Annotated in this window: 16 protein-coding genes; 11 read left to right on the top strand and 5 right to left on the bottom strand. The window is 71.4% G+C overall.

The genetic code is table 11. From position 1 onward, the window contains the following. Nucleotides 1-14 precede the first annotated feature (14 nt). The 3 genes from J8N05_RS00615 (at nt 15) to J8N05_RS00605 (ending at nt 5240) form a co-directional block, all read left to right on the top strand. On the top strand, nt 15-629 hold the full coding sequence (locus J8N05_RS00615) for a rhomboid family intramembrane serine protease (protein ID WP_210880543.1): 615 nt from the start codon (nt 15-17) through the stop codon (nt 627-629). A 413-nt stretch (nt 630-1042) separates the two neighbouring features. Further along, nucleotides 1043-2881 carry a helix-turn-helix transcriptional regulator gene (locus J8N05_RS00610; protein WP_210880542.1) on the top strand — a complete coding sequence of 613 codons (1839 nt, stop codon included), beginning with the start codon at nt 1043-1045 and terminating at the stop codon, nt 2879-2881. A 121-nt stretch (nt 2882-3002) separates the two neighbouring features. Further along, nucleotides 3003-5240, top strand: coding sequence for a DEAD/DEAH box helicase (locus J8N05_RS00605; RefSeq protein WP_210880541.1), 2238 nt, complete (start codon nt 3003-3005; stop codon nt 5238-5240). Between the two features lie 31 nt (nt 5241-5271). On the opposite strand, the gene J8N05_RS00600 is transcribed toward J8N05_RS00605, so the two are convergent. Further along, nucleotides 5272-6381, bottom strand: a complete 1110-nt coding sequence (locus tag J8N05_RS00600; protein ID WP_210880540.1) for a threonine synthase — start codon at nt 6379-6381, stop codon at nt 5272-5274. A gap of 385 nt (nt 6382-6766) precedes the next feature. Between J8N05_RS00600 and J8N05_RS00595 the strand changes: the two genes are divergently transcribed. From J8N05_RS00595 to J8N05_RS00570, 6 genes are all read left to right on the top strand, one after another. Beyond that, nucleotides 6767-7960 (top strand): DUF4190 domain-containing protein, encoded by a 1194-nt coding sequence (locus J8N05_RS00595; RefSeq protein ID WP_247706084.1) that lies wholly within the window; start codon nt 6767-6769, stop codon nt 7958-7960. A 146-nt stretch (nt 7961-8106) separates the two neighbouring features. Beyond that, nucleotides 8107-8859 (top strand): GntR family transcriptional regulator, encoded by a 753-nt coding sequence (locus J8N05_RS00590; RefSeq protein ID WP_210880538.1) that lies wholly within the window; start codon nt 8107-8109, stop codon nt 8857-8859. 350 nt (nt 8860-9209) lie between these two features. Continuing rightward, nucleotides 9210-9392, top strand: a complete 183-nt coding sequence (locus J8N05_RS00585) for an SPOR domain-containing protein (protein ID WP_210880537.1) — start codon at nt 9210-9212, stop codon at nt 9390-9392. A 76-nt stretch (nt 9393-9468) separates the two neighbouring features. Continuing rightward, a complete protein-coding gene (locus tag J8N05_RS00580) occupies nt 9469-9966 on the top strand; it encodes a (deoxy)nucleoside triphosphate pyrophosphohydrolase (RefSeq protein WP_210880536.1) in 498 nt (165 codons plus the stop codon). Between the two features lie 257 nt (nt 9967-10223). After that, the gene (locus tag J8N05_RS00575; RefSeq protein WP_383942908.1) at nt 10224-10622 is read left to right on the top strand and encodes an ATP-binding protein; all 399 of its coding nucleotides are present in this window, start codon (nt 10224-10226) and stop codon (nt 10620-10622) included. Between the two features lie 250 nt (nt 10623-10872). Continuing rightward, a complete protein-coding gene (locus tag J8N05_RS00570; protein ID WP_210880534.1) occupies nt 10873-13554 on the top strand; it encodes a SpoIIE family protein phosphatase in 2682 nt (893 codons plus the stop codon). A gap of 30 nt (nt 13555-13584) precedes the next feature. On the opposite strand, the gene J8N05_RS00565 is transcribed toward J8N05_RS00570, so the two are convergent. From J8N05_RS00565 to J8N05_RS00550, 4 genes are read right to left on the bottom strand one after another with little or no spacing between them, the layout of a single operon-like run. Next, nucleotides 13585-14361, bottom strand: a complete 777-nt coding sequence (locus tag J8N05_RS00565) for a succinate dehydrogenase/fumarate reductase iron-sulfur subunit (RefSeq protein WP_210880533.1) — start codon at nt 14359-14361, stop codon at nt 13585-13587. Further along, complete coding sequence (locus J8N05_RS00560) at nt 14358-16313, bottom strand: fumarate reductase/succinate dehydrogenase flavoprotein subunit (protein WP_210880532.1); 1956 nt, start codon at nt 16311-16313, stop codon at nt 14358-14360. The genes J8N05_RS00565 and J8N05_RS00560 overlap by 4 nt, the downstream gene beginning before the upstream one ends. A gap of 19 nt (nt 16314-16332) precedes the next feature. After that, a complete protein-coding gene (locus J8N05_RS00555; protein WP_210880531.1) occupies nt 16333-17130 on the bottom strand; it encodes a hypothetical protein in 798 nt (265 codons plus the stop codon). A gap of 43 nt (nt 17131-17173) precedes the next feature. Then, a complete protein-coding gene (locus J8N05_RS00550; RefSeq protein ID WP_210880530.1) occupies nt 17174-17464 on the bottom strand; it encodes a hypothetical protein in 291 nt (96 codons plus the stop codon). A gap of 342 nt (nt 17465-17806) precedes the next feature. Between J8N05_RS00550 and J8N05_RS00545 the strand changes: the two genes are divergently transcribed. Both J8N05_RS00545 and typA read left to right on the top strand, forming a co-directional pair. After that, on the top strand, nt 17807-20044 hold the full coding sequence (locus J8N05_RS00545; protein WP_210880529.1) for an ABC transporter family substrate-binding protein: 2238 nt from the start codon (nt 17807-17809) through the stop codon (nt 20042-20044). A gap of 209 nt (nt 20045-20253) precedes the next feature. Then, entirely contained in the window at nt 20254-22158 is a 1905-nt protein-coding gene (gene typA, locus J8N05_RS00540; protein ID WP_210880528.1) for a translational GTPase TypA, read from the top strand. Nucleotides 22159-22171: the final 13 nt, after the last annotated feature.

Here is a 22171-nt window from a genome sequence, read left to right as displayed (position 1 = left end):
GGCAGGGGGCATCCATGACGTACGAACGGCAGGGCGTGGGCCTTCCCGCTCCGCAGTCGCGCGGTGAGCGGGCCAGGAGCGCGGCCCTGCTGACCGGCGGCTGGGTCGCCCTGCTCTGGGTGCTCGAAGGCATCGACGCGGTCAGCGGCCATGCCCTGGACACGTTCGGCATCACCCCGCGCGAGTTCGGCGAGCTGCGCGACATCGTGCCCGCCGCCTTCCTGCACTTCGGCTTCGACCATCTCGCGGCGAACAGCCTGCCGCTGCTCGTCCTCGGCTTCCTCACCGCGCTGTCCGGCACCCGCCGCTTCCTCGCCGTCGTCACGGTGACGATCCTCGTCAGCGGCCTGGGCGTCTGGCTCACCGCACCCGCCCACTCCCTGACCGCGGGCGCGTCCGGCGTCGTGTTCGGCCTCTTCGGCTATCTGCTGGTACGGGGCTTCGTGGACCGCCGCATCGGAGACGTGGTCGTGGGACTCCTCGTGGGCGCGGTGTACGGCTCGATCCTGTGGGGCGTCCTGCCGACGGCGACCGGGGTCAGCTGGCAGGGGCATCTCTTCGGACTGCTGGGCGGGGTGGTCGCGGCCTTCGCGTTCCGCCGCCCCCGCGACACCCGAATACGCGTCTAGCCGGCGTACGGGCCGGGCGTCGGGCCCCGGGCGTACGAGCCGGTCCGGAGCGACCCCCGTGCGCCCCGGACCGATCGTGCCCTGCCCCGACTCCGGCCCCGGGCCCCAGGGCGGACAGGCCGTCGCCGACGAGCCTCTTCCCCCAAAGAGTGCTCGTCGGCGACGAACTCGTGCGGCCGTCCGGGCAGGCCGCACCTGTGCGGGTCACCGGCACCGTTCGACAAGGCCGGGGCGACACCGTGCGGGCACGCCCGTGCCGCCGGTGGCCGGTGCTCCTGTCTGCCGGTGACCAAGCCCTTGCTCCCGATAAGCTCCGCACGGACAGGTTCGTTCGTATCCGCGACGATGTGGAGTGGTCCGCTGTTGCCAGCGCTTTTTTGGCAACACGGGGCGGACGGCGGACCGTTGGGGGGATGACGATCGAGGACAACGCCTTGGGCTCCGAGCTGCGCCGCCGCCGCGTCGCGGCAGGACTGTCGCTCAGCGAGCTGGCCCGCAAGGTGCACTGCAGCCGCAGTTTCCTGAGCCGGGTCGAGACCGGCCAGCGACGGGCGTCCGTGGAGCTGGCCCAGCTGTGTGAGCAGGTGCTGGACGCCAAGGGGGTGTTGACGGCCCTGGCTCCGCCGAGCCTCGACCCCTTACCGAGGCCGGTCAGGACCGGGTCCACGAGACGGACGGCGGGACCGGCCGGCGGCGGCCGTGCGCCGGGGACCGGTGCCCAGCGGCGCCTTGAGTTCGACCGGCTGCTCAGACGCGGCGACCTGAGCCACACCACCGGTGACATGCGGGAGGCCGACCGGCTCTACCGGGCCGCGCTGCACGGCGCCGCCGGGGACCCCAGGGCGCAGGCCGAGGCCGTGATCCGGATGGCCCGGCGCTGGTCTGACCCCGGGCAGGTCGACCACGAAGTGCTGCATCTGATCAGGAACAGCCTCGCCGAGTTGCAGGGCGACGGCGGGGCCGAGGCCGTGGGCCTGCGGCTGCGCCTCACCGCGCACCTGGCGAAGAAGGTGTCCATGGCGGTCAGCGAGGACACCGCGGCCGGCCGGGTGGGCCCCGAGGAGGGGGCCGGACTCGCCGACGACACACTGAGCCGATTACCGGCGGACGGCAGAGATGGCCGAGAGGGCAGAGACGGCAGAGACGTTCGGGACGGACGAGACGTCCGGGACGACGAGGTGCGCTGCGAAGTGCTCACCGAATGCCGCTGGGCGCGCTACGACTTCACCCCGGCGGCCGACGCCCTGGCACTGTCCCAGCGACTGCACGACGCCGCGGTCCGGCTCGACTCCCCCTACTTCCACGGCGAGGCGCTCATGGCCCTCGTCATCGACCAGTTGCGCACCGGCAGGGTCTACAGCGCACTGGCCACCGCGAGCCAGTACCGCAAGTACGCCGCCGACACCCGCAGCGTCCTCGCCACCTGGCAGCGGCACACCCTGGACGCCCTGCTCGACCTGTGGCACGGCAGGTTCGACGCGGCGGCGCACTGGATCCTCGGCGAGTCCCCGAAGTACATCGAAGGACTGCACGCCGATCTCGCGGTCCCCGCCGACGCCCTGCGCCAGACCCGCCTCGGCCAGGCCTTCTGGCTGCTGCGCGAACAGGGCCGGATGGCGGAGCTGTTCACCTCGGACCTGGCCGAGGACGTCGAGCGGCACGCCTACTTCCCCATCTGGCGGGCCGGCCTCGCGCTCGCCCACTGCGAGACGGGACGGCACGCCGAGGCGGCGGACCTGCTGGCGGGGTTCGCCGCCGACACCGTCGCCTTCAGCCGGTTCCCGCCCTCCGGCTGGGCGGTGCCCACCCTCGTCGTCCTCGCCGAGGCCTGCGCGGCCCTGGACATCCAAGGGGGGTACGAGAGCCGACTGAGGGAGCTGGTGCCGGGACTGCGCGAGCGGTTGGCGCCGCACGACGGACAGCAGATCGCGCTCGCCGGCTGGCCCACCGTGCTGGTCGGCTCGACCGCGCGGGCCCGCGGGCTGCTGGCGCTGGCCGCGGGCGAACCGGAGACCGCGCTCGGCCACTTCCGGCAGGGCGCCGTACCGGCCCGTTCGTCACAGCCCGAACTCGCCCGCCTCCGGCTGGCCCGGGCCCGTGCGCTGCGCGGTGTCGGCGGGGCGGGCAACGAGGCCCAGGCGCAGAGCCTGCTGCAGGAGTCCCTGCGCAGCGCACGGGCCTACGGCATGGCGGGACTCGCGGCACAGTGCGGGCGGCTGCTGGAGCATCCGGCGGACACCGACCGGGGCTGACGCGGGTACCGAACCGCGGGTCCACGGTCCGGAGCGTGCGTCCGGGCCGGTTGTCGTACCCCCGTGCGAGGATGACCGCTCGATCGGGGTCTGCGGGGTATGGCGGGGTATGAGGGGCGTCATGGCGGAGGGCGAGAGGGCTGTCGGCGGCCCCGTGGCGGTGGGGCGCAAGGCGCGGGAGGTCGTCGCGCGCGGCGAACGGCTGGGCGGCCTCGCCCGCAACGTGCTCGCCGACCACGCCCGCGCGGTGGAGCAGGTACGGGCCGCCCTCGCCCCGCTCCTCGCCGAACTGGTCGCCCAGGAGCTGGAGGGCATCCCCGTCTCCCGGCTGAAGGACGTCACCGAGGGGCGGCTGCGGCTCGGCGCCCTGGAGACCGCCGGATTCGGCAGCGTACGGCCGGTGTTCGAGGCGAGCCGGTACGAACTGCGGCAGATTCCGGGGGTCGGCGCGCAGACCGCCGACCAGGCGCTCGCCGCCGCCCGGCAGATCGCCCGCGCCCTGGAAGAGACCGTGTCCGTACGGATCGACGTGGACCACCCGGAGCCGCGGACCACCGCCCTGGTCATCGCGCTGCGGCGGATCGTCGAGGCGGGGCCCGACCTGCGCCGGGCCGTGGACGCGGCCCAGGGCCTTGAGCGACAGCTCGCGGGGCTCCTTCCGGCGGCGCGGCCGGCCGGCGGACGGCTGCGGATGGCGCTCCTCGGCCGGGCCGGGCGGGAGAGCGCGCTCGCGGCGGCGACCGAACTGCGCACACTCGTCGCCGACGCCGTCTCCAAGGGCGTACCGATGCTGCTCACACAGGCCTCCACCGATCTGCTGCGGGAGTCCTCGTCCGACGCCGGGGCGTGGGTGGACTTCGAGCTGCGGTCCGCGGAGTACTACAGCCAGCTCGCCGAGATCGCCGGCAGCGCGCCCGATGTCGAGGCGTCCGAGGGCTTTCTGCCGGCGGAGGTCGCCGACCGGGTGCACGCGCAGGGGCTCGACGACACCCACCGTCGGGTCTCGCTGCGCGGCTACCAGTCCTTCGGCGCGCGGTTCGCGCTGGCCCAGCGGCGGGTGGTCCTCGGTGACGAGATGGGGCTCGGCAAGACGATCCAGGCCATCGCGGTCCTCGCCCACCTCGCCGCCGACGGGCACCGGCACTTCCTGGTGGTGTGCCCGGCGAGCGTACTGATCAACTGGACGCGGGAGATCGGCGCCCGCAGCACCCTGCGCGCGGTGCCCGTGCACGGCCCCGACCGGCTGGACGCGTATGCGGAGTGGCGTGAGCGCGGTGGGGTCGCGGTCACCACCTTCGACGTGCTGCACAGCCTGCCCGACCCGAAGAAGGCCGAACCGCATCCGCTGGAGGCGCCCGCCGCGCTCGTCGTCGACGAGGCCCACTACGTGAAGAACCCCGAGGCCCGCCGCTCACGGGCCGTCGCACGCTGGACGAACCGCTGCGAGCGGGTCCTGTTCCTCACGGGTACGCCCATGGAGAACCGCGTCGAGGAGTTCCGTACGCTCGTGCGCTACCTCCAGCCCGATCTGGTGCCGAGGATCCAGGGCAGCGACGCGGTCGCCGGACCGCACACCTTCCGCAGGTCCGTAGCCCCCGCCTATCTGCGGCGCAACCAGCAGGACGTGCTGACCGAACTGCCCGCGCTGGTGCACGTCGACGAGTGGGAGGAGTTCAGCGCGGCCGACGAGGACGCCTACCGGCTCGCGGTCGCCGCGGGGAACTTCATGGCGATGCGCCGGGCCGCGTACGCGCACGCGGAGAAGTCGGCGAAGCTCCAGCGGCTGCGTGAGCTGGTGACCGAGGCCGCCGCGAACGGGTTGAAGGTCGTCGTCTTCTCCTACTTCCGCGATGTGCTCGCCGCCGTGCAGCAGGCTCTGGGGGACGGCGACGGCAGTGGTGGTGTCGTGCTGGGGCCGCTGGCCGGGGGTGTGCCCGCGGTGCGCCGACAGCAGCTCGTCGACGAGTTCGCGGACACGGACGGGCACGCGGTGCTGCTCTGCCAGATCGAGGCGGGTGGGGTCGGGCTGAATCTGCAGGCCGCGTCCGTGGTGATCCTGTGCGAGCCGCAGGTCAAGCCGACGCTGGAACATCAGGCCGTCGCGCGGGCGCACCGGATGGGGCAGGTGCGGTCGGTCCAGGTGCATCGGCTGCTGGCGACGGACAGTGTCGACGATCGGCTGCTGCGCATTCTTGAGAGCAAGGCGCGGCTCTTCGACGCGTACGCCCGGCGCAGCGATGTGGCCGAGGCTTCGCCCGACGCGGTGGATGTCTCCGACGGGGCGATCGCTCGGCGGATCGTGGAGGAGGAGCAGGAACGGTTGGCTTCGGCGGGGCGGGCCGATCCTGGCGCGCCTTAGCGACGAAAGGTCGCGCCGTTCCCCGCGCCCCTCAAGCGGGGGTTGCCGGGCCTGATTTCAGGCCTGCTCCGCAGAGGGGGATCACCGCTGTGCGGGAGCCCAGGGGGCCCTCTCTCGTCGCCGCCCAGCAGGCCGCCCCCGTCGATTCCACGTACAGGCCCTGGGAGGCCAGGTCGGTCTGGGCGTGGCGGATCTGGTCCTCCGTCACGGTGAGGAACGCGCCGCCCGACTCGCGTACCGCCCGCAGGATCTGGCGGGCCCTCGGCGGACGGGGGATCGCGATGCCCTCGGCGAACGTGGGGGCCGCCGGGGTGACCCCGACCAGGTCGTCCGCCCCCTCGTGCCAGGCGCGGGCCAGCGGGGCGACCGCCGCGGACTGGACCGCGTACAGCGCGGGTCTGCGGTCGATCAGGCCCGCCGCGTGCAGTTCGGCGACGGCGAGTGCCGCGCCGAGCAGGAGCGTGCCGTTCCCGACGGGCACGACCAGCACCTCGGGGAGCCGGCCGCCGAGTTCCTCCCACACCTCGTGGACGTACGTCTTCGTACCGTGCAGGAAGTACGGGTTGAAGACGTGCGAGGCGTAGAACGTGCCCTCCTCGTCCGCCGCCTCCCGGGCCGCCGACGCCGTCGCCTCACGGTCGCCCGGGACCACTTCGAGCCGGGCCCCGTGCGTCGCGATCTGCTCCAGCTTCTTGGCGGACGTGCCCTCGGGGACGTACACCGTGCACGACAGACGGGCCCGGGCGCAGTACGCGGCGACGGCCGTGCCCGCGTTGCCGCTGCTGTCCGCGACGACCCGCCGGGGGCGCAGCCGCAGGGCCAGCTCGGCGAGCATGACGGCTCCGCGGTCCTTGAAGGAGAGCGTCGGCATCAGGAAGTCCAGTTTGGCCGAGACGCCCTCTCTGAGGGTGACCAGTGGGGTGCGGCCCTCGCCCAGCGACACCGTGGGGGTCGGCAGGGGCAGGCACTCCGTGTACCGCCAGAGCGAATTGACCCTTCCCGTCAGGGACTTGAGGGGGGCGGGGGTCGGTGCGAAGTCCAGGTCGAGGGGGCCTCGGCAGGTGGGGCAGCACCAGGCTGGGGAGTCCGTGGGGACGCGGGTGCCGTCCACCGGGCAGAAACAGTCCGGCAAGGGTGTCATTCCGGCAGGTTAGATGCTTCTCTCGCCCCCGCCGCCCCTTCCCTTCCCGTCACTGCATGGGGGCTGCGCCCCCTCGCCCCCCTTGTCGCGCTGCGCGCTCGTCCTCAAACGCCGGACGGGCTGAAGGTGTGCGGGCGTGCTGAAGATCTCCGGCCGTCCGCGACATCTCAGCCGGCCCCGCGACATCTCAGCCCGTCCGGCGTTTGAGGACCGGGGGTTCGGGGGCGGCGCCCCCGAGTCAGTGACGGGAACGGGTAGGGGCGGCGGGGGCGGAAGGAATTGCTGTTCCACCTCCGCCCGCACGCCGCTTACCATGCGCTTTGTCGCACACAGTTCCGTATCGGCGGCGAAACGCAGCACCACTCGGACGAGGAGCAGAGCACAAGTGGAGATACCCCCGCCCGCCGGGCCACCGCAGCCGCCACAGGGCCCGTACGGTGCATACCCGGGCCAGGGGCCGTACCCGCCGCAGGGGCCCGCCCCGTACGGGTACCAGCCCTGGGGGCACGGCTACTCCCCGTACAACACCCCGGCGCCCGTCAACGGCCTCGCCATCTCCGCGCTGGTGCTCGGCATCCTCTGCTTCCTGCCGCTGGTCGGGCTCGTGCTCGGGTTCGTCGCGCTGGGGCAGATCAGGAGGAAGGGCGAACGCGGCAAGGGCATGGCAATCGCCGGGATCGTCCTGTCGGGCCTCGGCACCGCGATCCTCGTGCTCGCGCTCGCCACCGGCGGCGCGGCCGGCTTCTGGGAGGGCTTCAAGGAGGGCGCGCGCGACGCGAGCGGCAGCGGCGCCGTCTTCTCCCTGGAGAAGGGCCAGTGCTTCGACACGCAGGGCGGTTCCCTGGAGGGCATGGCCTACGACGTCGACACGGTGTCCTGCGAGGGTGAGCACGACGGCGAGGTCTTCGCGAACTTCCCGATGCCGGACGGCGGTTACCCGGGCGACGACGCCGTCACCGAGGCCGCCGACGACAAGTGCTACTCGCTCCAGTACGCCTACGCGATGGACGCCTGGGCCGTTCCGGACGACGTCGACATCTACTACTTCACGCCCACGAGCGACAGTTGGAGCTTCGGGGACCGCGAGATCAGCTGTGTCTTCGGCAACATGGATGAGAAGGGCACCCTGACCGGCTCCCTGCGCCAGGACGAGACGACCCTCGACGCCGACCAGGTCGCCTATCTGGAGGCGGCCGAGGTCCTGAACAAGGCGATGGACTCGGCGCCCGAGGAGGAGTACGTCGAGGACGACCTGCCTGGTCACAAGGCGTGGGCGACCCGGGTCTCGGGCGCCCTCACGGAGCAGGTCGGCCTGCTGCGCGCCCACCGGTGGCCCGCCGACGCCGAGAAGCCGGTCGCCGCGCTCGTCGGGCACCTGGAGTCCGCGAAGGACGAGTGGGCCGACGCGGCGAAGACCTCCGACGTGGACACCTTCTACGAGCACTACGGCAAGGCGCTGGACCTCACCGACGCGAAGAAGTCCGTCACGACCCGCAAGGCTCTGGGGCTTGAGTCGACCCCGCCGCCCGCGTACGAGGACGGCGGCGGTGACGCCGGCGCCGGCGACGCCGAGGTGTAGAGCCGTCCGTAGCGGAAAGAAAGTGCCTGCGTAAAGCCCCCGAAGGCCCTACGTCATCACATCGAGTGATTCTCTGGCCTTTACTTGCCTGGTACAACCCACGGTTGCCACCCTGTAGCTGTCTGTACAACCTGAGGGAGTGGCCCGTGACATTCGGTGAGCAGCCGGCGTATCTGCGTGTCGCCGGCGATCTTCGCAAGAAGATCGTCGACGGATCGCTGCCACCGCACACCAGACTCCCGTCGCAGGCCAGAATCCGCGAGGAGTACGGGGTCTCGGACACGGTCGCCCTGGAGGCCCGCAAGGTGCTGATGGCCGAGGGGCTGGTCGAGGGCCGCTCCGGGTCCGGCACGTATGTGCGCGCGCGCCCGGTGCCCCGCCGTGTCGCCCGCTCCGGATACCGGTCGGACAGCGGCTCGACCCCGTTCCGCCAGGAGCAGGCTGACCTGGCCGCGCGCGGTACGTGGGAGTCGCACAGCGCGCAGACGGAGGCGAGCGGCGCCATCGCCGAGCGGCTCGGCATCGAGGCCGGCGAGCGGGTGATGTGCACGAAGTACGTCTTCCGGGACGCGGGCGAGGCGATGATGCTCTCCACCTCCTGGGAGCCCCTCGCCGTCACGGGCCGCACTCCGGTGATGCTCCCCGAGGAGGGACCCCTCGGCGGGATGGGCGTGGTCGAGCGCATGGCCGGCATCGACGTGGTCGTGGACAACGTCACGGAGGAGGTGGGCGCCCGGCCCGGCCTCGCCGAGGAGCTGTCGGCGCTGGGGGGAGTGCCGGGCCATGTCGTGCTCGTCATCCAGCGCACGTACTACGCGTCGGGCCGGCCGGTGGAGACGGCGGACGTGGTCGTGCCGGCCGACCGGTACCGGATCGCGTACCACCTGCCGGTGAAGTGACCGGTACCGCATCGCGTACCACCTGCCGGTGAAGCAGGGGCCACGGGCGGCGGTTCGAGGGGCGGCCCGGCGGTGCAATCCGGTCGTTCTCGCGGCCCTCTCCGGGCGGGGCCGGGGCCGGGCCTCGCCCCGTCGGCGGGACCCGCCTGGGGTTGCAGGGGGTGTCGGAGGGCGTATCCGTGAGGATGCGCCCTCTCTGCGCTGGCCGGTTGCTTACGTCATGCATACCTCTTTGTGAAAAGCCGTATTCGCTGCGTAAAGGTTAGGCGTAGGCTCCGGCATATGCGGATTGCGGTTTCCTTATGGAACGGGGTTGGGCGCGAACCGGGGGCGGGGAGTGGAGGGGCGCGATGAACGACGGCACGATCACACTTCCCTGGCTTGTCGTCCGACAGGACGACAACGGCAATCGCTATCGCGTCGGCAGGTACGCGACCAGGGCCGAGGCCCAGAAGATCGCGGACAGCCTCGACGGCCGGGGACACAAGCAGCTGTACTGGGTCGAGCGGATCGCGCAGAACGGCGCGAGGTGACGGCCGTCGGATGAGCGGCGGTGAGCGGTGGTGAGCGGCGCCGGAGGGTTCGCGCGGCTCCCGTAGGCTCCCGCGCATGACCGAACTGATCGTGGTGGTGGGGGCCGCCGTGCTGAGCGGCGGGCGCCTGCTCGCCGCGCGTCGCAGTGCGCCCGTGGAGTTGGCCGGGCGCTGGGAGCTTCCCGGGGGGAAGGTCGAGCCGGGGGAGAGCCCCGAGCGGGCCCTCGTGCGGGAACTCCGGGAGGAGCTGGGGGTTTCGGCGGAGGTCGTGCGGCGGGTGCCGGGGGAGTACGCCCTGCGGGCGCCGTACGTGTTGCGGGTGTGGACGGTTCGGTTGCTTGCCGGGTCGTCTGAGCCGCTCGCTCTTCAGGACCATGACGCGTTGCGCTGGTTGACGGCGGACGAGGTATGGGACGTCGACTGGCTGGACCAGGACGTGCCGGCTGTCGCCGAGGTGGCGCGGGTGGTGTGGGGGGAGTTCTCGCCCCCGCCGCCCCTACCCGTTCCCGTCACTGAGTCAGGGGCTCCGCCCCCGAACCCCCGCTCCTCAAACGCCGGAGGGGCTATCGGTTAGCCCGTCCGGCGTTTGAGGACGAGCGCGTCAGCGCGACGGGGGGTTCGGGGGCGCAGCCCCCGAGGGGATGCGATACACGCGTCGTACGTGGGACGCTCGCCCTCGCGGGGCGTGTGTGGAGCGTGATGCGGGCTCGGAGTACGCCGTTCGTGCCACGGCACGCCCTCGCGCGCGGTACTTCGCCCGGGATATCGGGTATGTGCCTATTTACCCGATGAAATCGGACATGGTCTGCCGTAGGCCTGGGAGTGAGCTGCGTGATTCACACCGAGGGCGATGTCGCCGAGTGGACCTTCCCCGCGGAGCCCGGCGCCGTCAGGACCGCCCGTGCCACGGTCCGCGCCCAACTGCGCGTCTGGGGCCTCGATGCCCTGAGCGATGTGACGACGCTGCTGGTCAGCGAGTTGGTGACCAATTCCCTGCGGCATGCGACCGGCCCCATCGGTGTCCGACTCGTCTACCCCTCGGGCCTGCTGGACGCCCTGCTCGTGGAGGTCTCCGACCCGCTGCCCGACCCGCCCCGGGAGCGTTCCGCCCAGCCCGACGACGAGACCGGCCGGGGGCTGCGGCTGGTGGCGGAGTCCGCGCGCCGCTGGGGCACCAGACCAGGCGAAACGGGCAAGACGGTGTGGTTCGAACTGGCCCTCCCCGGCTGATCGCCGGCCCTTCGGCACGGTCCGCGGGCAGTCCGTCCCGTCTCGCCTGGAGAGACGGGACGAGTCGGTGGTTCGACGGGGTGCCACGTGGTTAGAAGACTGGGAGTGTTTGTCGCAGCCGGTCCTAAAAGCATCGGGACCGTGCTGTGATCGTGAACACCGTGTTGTGCGGCTCCGTAGTGCTGGATACTGCGGGCAGCCGCTTTCGGTGACCGGTGCCGGGCGCGGTGAGCTGGAGGGGACGGTTCGCGTGAGCGAGATACCAGCGAAGGCCACGGAGTCCGAGGATCCGTCGGGCGGCGCGATGGCTGATGCGACGACAGGCGATGACGCCACGCCCGCGGCGGGCAGGACGGCGGCCGGAGCGTCGGGCGGCGTGTCGGGCGGAGCGCTCGGCGCACCGTCGGGCGGGGTGTCGGGCGACTCGTCCGGTGAGGTCGTGTGGCAGAGCAGTCCGCCCGGATCGATCTACGACTACATCAAGGTCGCCTCCTTCTCGATCGGCCCCGACGGTCTCGTCGACCAGTGGAGCCTGCGCGCCGAGCAGCTCTTCGGTATCTCCACCGACCGCGCCGTGGGCATGGACCCCATCGAGGCCTTCGTGGCGGAGGACAGGCGCGACTTCGGCCAGCGGAAGATGGCCGAAGTCCTCGACGGCAGGGAGTGGACCGGCGTGGTCCCCTTCCGGCTGCCCGACCCGGGGGGCAGTGGCCGGATCACCGAGGGACTCGCCGAGGTGTACGTCATGCCGACGCGCACCGAGGAGGGCGAACGGGCCGCCGTGTGCATCGTCGTGGACGTGCGCACGCTCCGCAGCATCGAAACCGACCTCGCCGCCTCGCAGGCAATATTCGGCCAATCTCCGTTCGGTTTCCTCCTGATCGACCCGGACCTGCGGATTCGCCGCGCCAACCAGCGGTTCGCCTCGACCTTCGGCGGCACCGTCGACGACCACCGCGGCCGTACGGTCAAGGACTATCTGTCGCCGGGCGAGACCGACCGCGTCTCGGCGATACTGCGCCGGGTCCTGGAGACGGGCGACTCCGTCACCGAGATGCTGGTCACGGGCACCGTGCCCGGTTCCACCGAGCGCCGCCACTGGTCCATCAACCTCTATCGCGTACAGGGCGGTTCGGGCCGTCCGATCGGGATCGCGTGGCTGGGTACCGACATCACCGCACGCCGCGCCGCTGCCCGTGAGGCCGCTCAGGCCCGGCGCAATCTCGCCCTCCTGAACGAGGCGGGAGCGCGTATAGGGAATTCGCTCGATCTGGAGACCACGGCCCGCGAACTGCTCGACGTCGCCGTCCCCGGCTTCTGCGACCTGGCCTCCGTCGACCTCTACCAAGGTCTGCTCGCCGGTGACGAGACCCCGCCGGGCCTCGCCGACGGCAGCGCCGAACTGCGCCGGGTGGCCTACGCCAGCGCCGTGTCCGACGCGCCCTTCGTCGGCGGCCGCAAGCTCGTGAGCGTCGGCGCGGTCCACCGCTTCTCCTTCAACTCCGCCTGCGCGGACGCCCTGCGCACCGCCAAACCGCAGTTCGTCGCCGCCGAGGAGGGCGAGCTGATCCAGTCCACGCTCGCGGTGCCGATGGTCGCCCACGACACGGTCGTCGGCATCGTCCAGTTCTCCCGTACGAAGGGCAGCGAGCCGTTCGGGGAGCGCGACCGGGCGCTGGCGGTGGAACTGGCCGCACGGGCCGCCGTCTGCATGGACAACGCGCGCCTGTACCGACGCGAGCACGAACGCGCCCTGATCCTCCAGCGCTCCCTGCTGCCCCCGGGCGACCCGGAGGCCTCCGGCCTGGACATCGCCTGCCGCTACCTCCCGGGGAACGCGGCGACGGAGGTCGGCGGCGACTGGTTCGACGTCATCGAACTGCCCGGTCACCGCACGGCGCTGGTCGTCGGCGACGTCATGGGCCGCGGTCTGCGGGCGGCCGTCGCGATGGGCGAACTCCGCACGGCCGTACGCACGCTGGCCCTGCTCGACCTCGAACCGGCCGAAGTGCTCTCCGCGTTGGACGAGATCGCCCGGGGACTCGGCACACCCGGCGGTACCCAGCAATCTACGCGCGGTGCCCGTCAGTCCCGGGACGCCGACCTCTCCGAGGTGTACCTCGCCACCTGTGTGTACGCGGTCTACGACTCCGTCACCCGCCGCTGTACGTTCGCCAACGCCGGCCATCTCCCGCCCGTCCTGGTCGAACCGGGCGAGAGCGCGCTCATGCTCGACGTACCGCCGGGCATGCCGCTGGGAGTCGGCGGCGAGCCGTTCGAGGAGGTGGAGGTCGAACTGCCCGAGGGAGCCCTCCTGGCGCTCTACACGGACGGTCTCGTCGAATCCCGCGACCATCCCCTCGACGAGGGCCTGCAGGCCTTCGTGGGCGCCCTCACGGACCCCTCGGCCCCGCTGGAGGACGTCTGCGACCACGTCCTCAGCACCCTCGACACCCATCACGGCGAGGACGACATCGCGCTGCTGATGGCACGTGTCCAGGGGCTGCCCGCCGAGTCGGTGGGCGACTGGACGCTGCCGCGCGAACCCCGGAGCGTGGGCCGCGCCCGCGAGTTCGCCCGCAACCAGCTGGTCGGCTGGGACCTTGAACCGCTCGTCGACACGGCCGAACTGCTCGTCAGCGAGCTGGTCACCAACGCGCTGCGCTACGGCGAGGGCGAGATCCGGCTGCGGCTCCTCCTCGACCGCACGCTGGTCTGCGAGGTCTGGGACGCCGGTCTCGTCCAGCCACGCCGGCGCCGGGCCCGCGACACCGACGAGGGCGGCCGGGGGCTCCAGCTGGTGGGGCTCCTCAGCGCCGCCTGGGGCTCGCGCCGCACCCCCCGGGGCAAGACGGTGTGGTTCGAACTGCCCCTGCCCAACGGCGGAACGAGCCTCGCGGACCCGGCGGAGGCCCTGCTGAGCCTGTTCTGACCCCCGCCCACCACGGCCGCCCCGAAGACCTCACCCCTTCGAGGAACGCCTGCCGATCTTCGACCCCAGCCAGACCAGCGGGTCGTACTTGCGGTCGACCGCGCGTTCCTTGAGGGGGATCAGGGCGTTGTCCGTGATCTTGATGCCCTCGGGGCAGACCTCGGTGCAGCACTTGGTGATGTTGCAGTAGCCGAGCCCGTGCTCGTCCTGAGCGGTCCTCTTGCGGTCCAGGCCGCTGTCGTCCGCCGCGTCCAGCGGGTGCATGTCCAGCTCGGCCACCCGCATCAGGAAACGCGGCCCGGCGAAGGCGGTCTTGTTCTCCTCGTGGTCGCGCACCACATGGCAGGTGTCCTGGCACAGGAAGCACTCGATGCACTTGCGGAACTCCTGCGACCGGTCCACGTCCTCCTGCATCATCCGGTACTCACCGGCCGCCAGCCCCTCCGGCGGCACGAACGCGGGCACCTCCCGCGCCTTGGTGTAGTTGAAGCCGACGTCGGTGACCAGGTCGCGGACCACGGGGAACGCCCGCAGGGGAGTGACGGTGATCGTCTCCTCCCGGGTGAACACCGACATCCGGGTCATGCACAGCAGCCGCGGCCGGCCGTTGACCTCCGCCGAACACGAACCGCACTTGCCCGCCTTGCAGTTCCAGCGCACGGCGAGATCCGGGGCCTGGGTCGCCTGGATCCGGTGGATGATGTCGAGGACCACCTCGCCGTCGTTCACCTCGACCCCGAAGTCCTCCAGGCCGCCGCCTTCGACGTCCCCGCGCCACACCTTGAAGCGGGCCTCGTAGCTGCTCACTCGTAGAGCTCCTCTTCGGCGAGGTACTTGACCAGCTCTTCCTTCTCGAAGAGAGCGAGCAGGTCGGGTCGGATGGGTTCGGTGTTCTCCCGCGCGAGGTCGATCTGGCCGTGCACCGGGTCCGTCGCCGCCAGACCGCCGGTGGGATTGGTCAGCCGGCAGAGCAGGTTCACGCGCCGCCAGGCCCGGTCCATCGCCGGATGGTCCTCACGGGTGTGGCCGCCGCGCGACTCGGTGCGCTCCAGCGCGGCCCGTGCCACGCACTCGCTGACGAGCAGCATGTTGCGCAGGTCCAGCGCGAGGTGCCAGCCCGGGTTGAACTGCCGGTGCCCCTCGACCCCGGCGCGCCGGGCCCGTACCCGCAGGTCCGCGAGTTTCTCCAGGGCCGCCTCCATCTCCGCCTCCCGGCGGATGATGCCGACGAGGTCGTTCATCGTCTGCTGGAGCTCCTGGTGGAGGGTGTACGGGTTCTCCGGCGGCCGGCCGTCCTCGACCTCGCCGGGCGCGGGCCCCTCGGCGGAGAAGGGCCGCAGCGCCTCCGCGGCGGCCGCGTCGACCTGGACGTCGTCCACGAGCGGGCGGCCCCCGGTGGGTCCGGTGAGGCCGGTGGCGTACTCCGCGGCGTGCAGTCCGGCCCGCCGCCCGAAGACCAGCAGGTCGGAGAGCGAGTTCCCGCCGAGCCGGTTGGAGCCGTGCATCCCGCCCGCGACCTCACCGGCCGCGAACAGTCCCGGCACCCCGCGGGCCGCCGCGGTGTCCGACTCGACCGCGATACCGCCCATCACGTAGTGGCAGGTCGGTCCGACCTCCATCGCCTCGGCGGTGATGTCGACGTCGGCGAGTTCCTTGAACTGGTGGTACATGGACGGCAGCCGGCGCCGGATCACCTCGGCGGGCATCCGGGTGGAGACGTCGAGGAAGACTCCGCCGTGCGGGGAGCCGCGGCCCGCCTTGACCTCGGAGTTGATGGCCCGGGCCACCTCGTCCCGGGGGAGCAGTTCGGGCGGGCGCCGGTTGTGGTCCGGGTCCTCGTACCAGCGGTCGCCCTCCTCCTCGGACTGGGCGTACTTCTCCTTGAACACGTCCGGGATGTACTCGAACATGAACCGCTTGCCCTCGGAGTTCCTGAGCACCCCGCCGTCGCCGCGCACCGACTCCGTGACGAGGATGCCCTTCACGGACGGCGGCCAGACCATGCCCGTGGGGTGGAACTGCACGAACTCCATGTTCAGCAGGGGCGCCCCGGCGAGCAGTGCCAGCGCGTGCCCGTCGCCCGTGTACTCCCAGGAGTTCGACGTCACCTTGAAGGACTTGCCGATGCCGCCGGTGGCGACCACGACCGAGGGCGCGTCGAGCACGAAGAACCGGCCCGACTCCCGCTCGTAGCAGAAGGCCCCGGCGACCCTGCTGCCGTCCTTGAGGATCCGGGTGACCGTGCACTCCTGGTAGACCTTCAGCCGTGACTCGTAGTCGCCGGTCTCCTTGAAGTCCTCCTGCTGGAGCGACACGATCTTCTGCTGGAGCGTGCGGATCAGCTCCAGGCCCGTACGGTCGCCGACGTGCGCGAGCCGCGGGTACTCGTGCCCGCCGAAGTTGCGCTGGGAGATGCGCCCGTCCGCCGTACGGTCGAAGAGGGCGCCCCAGGTCTCCAGCTCCCACACCCGGTCGGGGGCCTCCTGGGCGTGCAGCTCGGCCATCCGCCACTGGTTGAGGAACTTGCCGCCGCGCAGGGTGTCGCGGAAGTGGACCTGCCAGTTGTCGCCGGAGTTGACGTTGCCCATGGCCGCCGCGATGCCGCCCTCGGCCATCACGGTGTGGGCCTTGCCGAACAGCGACTTGCAGATGACGGCCGTGCGCGCGCCGCGTTCCCGCGCCGCGATCGCCGCGCGCAGGCCGGCTCCTCCGGCACCGACCACGACGACGTCCCACTCCTGCCGGTCGACCACGGACATCTGAAGCACCTTTTGTCTGTTAGAAGAAGGTCGGGTCGTCGAAGACGCCGGACGCGACCAGGTACACGTAGAAGTCGGCGAGCGCCACGCTCACCAGCGACGCCCAGGCGAGCTGCATGTGACGTGCGTTCAGCCGGCCCACCAGCTGCCAGGCCCGGTAGCGCACGGGATGTCTGGAGAAGTGCTTCAGCTTGCCGCCGACGATGTGCCGGCAGGAGTGGCACGAGAGGGTGTACGCCCAGATCAGCGTGATGTTCACCAGGAACACGAGCGTGCCGAGCCCCATGTGGCCCCACTCGTAGTCCTCGTTCCGGAAGGCGAGGACCGTGTCGTACGTGAGGATCCCGGCGACCGGCACCGCCGCGTAGAAGAAGTAGCGGTGGATGTTCTGGAAGATCAGCGGGAAGCGCGTCTCACCGGAGTACTTCTTGTGCGGCTCGGCGACCGCGCAGGCGGGCGGGGAGGCCCAGAAGCCGCGGTAGTAGGCCTTGCGGTAGTAGTAGCAGGTCAGCCGGAAGCCGAGCGGGAAGATCAGTACGAGCAGGGCGGGGGACAGACCCCACCAGCTGCCGAAGATCTCCCAGTTGGGCCCGTTCCTCATCGGCACGCAGTTCTCCGCCAGACACGGGGAGTAGAACGGCGAGACGTACGGGGCGGCGTAGTAGTGGCTGTTCGAGAACGCCCGCCAGGTCGAGTAGACGACGAAGGCCAGCAGCCCGGCCGCCGTCGCGGCGGGCGCCAGCCACCAGCGGTCGGTCCGCAGATGCGGGGCGGAGATCGCGGCGCGCGTGGCGTTGCGTACGCCGCCGCTCTTCATTTGGGGTTCCGTACCAGTGGCCAAGGAGAGCTCCGGTCGGGGATCAGGGTGCGTGGCGGTCGCGGGCGCCGAGACCCTCGTCGTCGGAGTCCGTCCACAGGGTCGTGTCGTACGGGGTGTCGGGGATGGACACGAGGTCGGGGCGCTTGGGCTTCGCGAGACCGGGGGCGGTCTCGCGCAGCAGCGCCACGCTCTCGCGCAGGTGATCGGCGTCGGTGCGCACCCTGCGCATCTCCAGGCCGCCACCGTCCAACTGCTGTTCCAGCCGCTTCACGGACCTCACCAGGTCGTCGAGGCAGCGCTGGACTGACGTCAGTTCGTCGTGCACGGACATGACTTGCCCTCACTTCCGCGGACCCCTCGGCCCAAGGCGGCAACGTTCATGCGCCTGCGAGTGTCGCGCGTCACACCGGCTGGTGGGAAGGGACGTGCATGGATTGGGAAGATCCGGCAGAAGCCCTCCAGGGGGCGCGCGGGTACGGATCGGGCTCCGGCGCGCGGGCCCGGGGCATTGCGCCGCACGGGTGGGCTTCCCCGGGTCCGTCGCCGTGTCGCCGCCCGGTGCCGGAACCTTTCCTCTTCAGTGGCCGCATAGATCTGATCAACTCCAAATACCGCCAAACGTGATCAGACCACCCGTGTTCACCCGTGGAGCGGCCCCCCGGAGGTACCAGTCATGTCCCACGACGGCGTCGGACTGCGCGCGGTGACGCGCTCGGTAGCGTTCCTCACGGCGGGCGTCCTCGCGGTGCCCGCTCTCGCCGGGTGCAGTGAGCAGGACGAGGCGGGCAAGCCCGCCGCCGGCCAGGACATCGCGTCCGCGAAGCGTGATCGGATCGCCGACGGCGGCACCCTGCACTGGGCCGTGGACGCCGTCCCCGAGACCCTGAACGCCTTCCAGGCGGACGCGGACGCCGCCACCTCCCGGGTCGCCGGCGCCGTACTGCCCTCCCTGTACCGGCTCGACGCGAACGGCCGCCCCCTGCGCAACCCCGACTACCTGGAGGGCGCGAAGGTCGTCGAGCGCGAGCCCCGGCAGGTCGTGCTCTACAAGCTCAACCAGCAGGCCGTCTGGAGCGACGGCCGCGAGATCGGCGCCGCGGACTTCCTGGCCCAGTGGCGCGCCCTGTCCGGCAAGGACACCGCGTACTGGACGGCCCGCAACGCCGGCTACGACCGCATCGAGAAGATCGAACGCGGCAAGAACGACCTGGAGGTGCGGGTCACCTTCAAGAAGCCGTACGCGGACTGGCAGTCGCTGTTCTCACCGCTGTACCCGAAGGACGTCACGGGCACCCCGGACACCTTCAACGACAGCGCCCGCCGCAGGCTGAAGGTCACCGCGGGCCCCTTCTCCGTCGACACGGTCGACCGCAAGTCGGGCGACGTCACCCTCAAGCGCAACCCCCGCTGGTGGGGGCGGCCCGCCAAACTCTCCGAGCTGGTCCTGCGGGCCGTGCCCCGGGAGAAACGTGCCGCCGCCCTCGCCGGCGGCCGGCTCGACCTGGCCGAGATCGACGCGACCGAGGCCCACCGCATCACGTCCGCCGCCCGGGAGGCCAAGGGCGGCGCGGGCGTGCCGCTCACCCACGGCCCCGGCGCCGCCCTCACCCCGGGCCGGGCGCTGCGTTCCTGGGCGATCGCGCACGGCTCCGACGAGGAGGCGGCCGACAAGGAGACCACGGCCCGCAAGAAGCGCGCCAAGGCCGTGAAGAAGTACACCGGTCAGCAGTCCGCCCTGCGCGGTTTCGTGGTCCGCAAGTCCCTCGAACCGGCTTTCACCCAACTCGCGTTGAACGGCTCCGAGGGCCCGCTCGCCGACGAACGCGTCCGCCGGGCCGTGGCCCGCGCCCTCGACCGCAGGGAGCTGGCCAAGGCCGTCCTCGAACCGCTCGGCCTGCCCGCCGAGCCGGTCGGCAGCCACCTCGCGCTGGCCGGCCAGCAGGCGTACGCCGACAACAGCGGCGCGCTCGGCGGCCAGGACACCCGGGAGGCGCAGGCCCTGCTCTCCGACGCGGGCTGGGTGGCGGGCGGCCCGGTCAAGGAGAAGAAGTCCAAGAAGGCGGCGGGCGCCGAGGCCTCGAAGACGGCCAAGGACAAGAAGGACTCCAAGGACTCCAAGGACTCCAAGGACTCCAAGGACACGGACGACGCGGACGGCTCCGGGGACGACGGCACGTACATCGTCGGCGGGACGGACGACAAGCCCGCGGACGACGAGAGCCCCACCGTGCTCGCGCCCGGGAAGCGGGACGGGGCGAGCGGGGCGGAGAAGCACCTCGCCCAGGACGGGAAGCAGCAGCTCAGGCCCGGCGGCGCCCCGGGGGCGTACGCGCCGAGGGGCACCCGCGCCCCGGGACCCGAGGCCGCCGGGCCGCTCGCCAAGAACGGCAAGCCGCTGTCGCTGCGCTTCGTGCTCCCCTCGGGCCCCGGATCCCAGTCGCTGCGGGCGGTCGGGGACCGGATCGCCCGGATGCTGGGCCGCGTCGGCATCCGGACGGAGATCTCCAAGGTCGCCGACGACAGCTATTTCAAGGATCACATCGCCTCGGGCCAGTACGACCTGGCGCTGTACTCCTGGCCCGCGTCCGCGTTCCCCGCGACCGACGCCCGCCCCATCTACGCCAAGCCGGTCCCGGCGGCGGACGGCTCCCTGAACGTCGAGCAGAACTTCACCCGGGTCGGCACCGACCAGGTGGACCAGCTCTTCGACCAGGCCGTCGCCGAACTGGACGCGGACGAGTCCCGCGCCCTGGTCCGCAAGGCGGACGCCCGCATCTGGGCGGCGGCGGCCTCGATCCCCCTCTATCAGCGCCCCCAGCTGACGGCCTCCCGCACGACCCTCGCGAACGCGGGAGCATTCGGTTTCCAAACCCCCCTCTACGAGGACATGGGCTTCCTGAAAAAGCCCTGATCCCGCAGGTGAGGCGGGCCCCTTCAGGGGCGCGGGGAACTGCGCGGCCGACCCCCACCGGCCCGCAGTGTGGCCACCGGCCGAAGCCCTGTCGAGCCCCAGCGGCAGCGCACCCGTACCATGGGGTAAGGCCGTGGCACGTTTCAGCCCGGCAGGGCCCCGCGCAGCAGCGGATGGCCGTCACCTCACTCCGGGAGAAGCGCCTCAATATGGCCACGCGCCACGACATCCGCAACGTCGCCATCGTCGCCCACGTCGACCACGGCAAGACCACCCTGGTCGACGCCATGCTCAAGCAGGCCGGTGCCTTCGCCGCGCACGCCGCCGAGTCGCTCGACGACCGCATGATGGACTCGAACGACCTGGAACGTGAGAAGGGCATCACGATCCTGGCCAAGAACACGGCGGTGAAGTACCACCCGAAGGATGGCGGCGACGTCATCACCATCAACATCATCGACACCCCCGGCCACGCCGACTTCGGTGGTGAGGTCGAGCGCGGTCTGTCGATGGTGGACGCGGTCGTCCTCCTGGTCGACGCCTCCGAGGGCCCCCTGCCCCAGACCCGCTTCGTGCTGCGCAAGGCGCTGCAGGCCCGCCTGCCCGTCATCCTGTGCATCAACAAGACGGACCGCCCCGACTCGCGCATCGACGAGGTCGTGAACGAGGCGTACGACCTCTTCCTCGACCTGGACGCGGACGAGGACCAGATCGAGTTCCCCATCGTCTACGCGTGTGCGCGTGACGGTGTGGCGTCGCTCACCAAGCCGGAGGACGGCACCGTCCCGGCGGACAGCGACAGCCTGGAGCCGTTCTTCTCCACGATCCTTTCGCACGTCCCGGCCCCGTCCTTCGACGAGGAGGCCCCGCTCCAGGCGCACGTCACCAACCTGGACGCGGACAACTTCCTCGGCCGTATCGCGCTGCTCCGCGTCGAGCAGGGCGAGCTGCGCAAGGGCCAGACGGTCACGTGGATCAAGCGTGACGGCACCATGTCGAACGTCCGCATCACCGAGCTGCTGATGACCGAGGCGCTCACCCGCAAGCCCGCCGAGAAGGCGGGCCCCGGTGACATCTGTGCCGTCGCCGGTATCCCGGACATCATGATCGGCGAGACCCTCGCCGACCCCGAGAACCCGATCGCGCTGCCGCTCATCACGGTGGACGAGCCGGCCATCTCGATGACCATCGGTACGAACACCTCCCCGATGGTCGGCCGCGGCGCGACCGGCAAGGGCGCGGACAAGGCCGTGGTCAAGGACCGCAAGGTCACCGCCCGGCAGGTCAAGGACCGCCTGGACCGCGAGCTGATCGGTAACGTCTCGCTGCGGGTCCTGGACACCGAGCGCCCCGACGCCTGGGAGGTGCAGGGCCGCGGTGAGCTGGCGCTGGCCATCCTGGTCGAGCAGATGCGCCGTGAGGGCTTCGAGCTGACCATCGGCAAGCCGCAGGTGGTCACGCAGGTCATCGACGGCAAGGTGCACGAGCCGGTCGAGCGCATGACGATCGACGTGCCCGAGGAGCACATGGGCGCGGTCACGCAGCTCATGGGCGTCCGCAAGGGCCGGATGGACAACATGTCGAACCACGGCTCGGGCTGGGTCCGGCTGGAGTTCGTCGTGCCGTCCCGCGGTCTCATCGGCTTCCGTACGGAGTTCCTGACCGGGACGCGCGGCACGGGTATCGCCCACTCGATCCACGAGGGCCACGAGCCGTGGTTCGGTACGCTGACGACCCGTAACAACGGCTCGCTGGTCGCCGACCGCTCCGGCGCCGTCACCGCGTTCGCGATGACGAACCTCCAGGAGCGCGGTGTGCTGTTCACCGAGCCCGGCACCGAGGTGTACGAGGGCATGATCGTCGGTGAGAACTCGCGCGCCGACGACATGGACGTGAACATCACCAAGGAGAAGAAGCTCACCAACATGCGCTCGGCCGCGGCCGACTCCTTCGAGGCGATCGTCCCGCCGCGCAAGCTCTCGCTCGAACAGTCGCTGGAGTTCTGCCGCGACGACGAGTGCGTCGAGGTGACCCCGGAGGCCGTGCGCATCCGCAAGGTCAACCTGGACGCCCGTGAGCGCGGTCGCGCCGCGAGCCGCGCCAAGCACGGCTGACCCTGCTTCGCCA

The organism is Streptomyces liliiviolaceus (genome assembly GCF_018070025.1).
GTDB classification, from domain to species: domain Bacteria; phylum Actinomycetota; class Actinomycetes; order Streptomycetales; family Streptomycetaceae; genus Streptomyces; species Streptomyces liliiviolaceus.
Note: the sequence above shows the minus strand (reverse complement) of the source record. Positions and strands in the feature narration are given on the sequence as shown.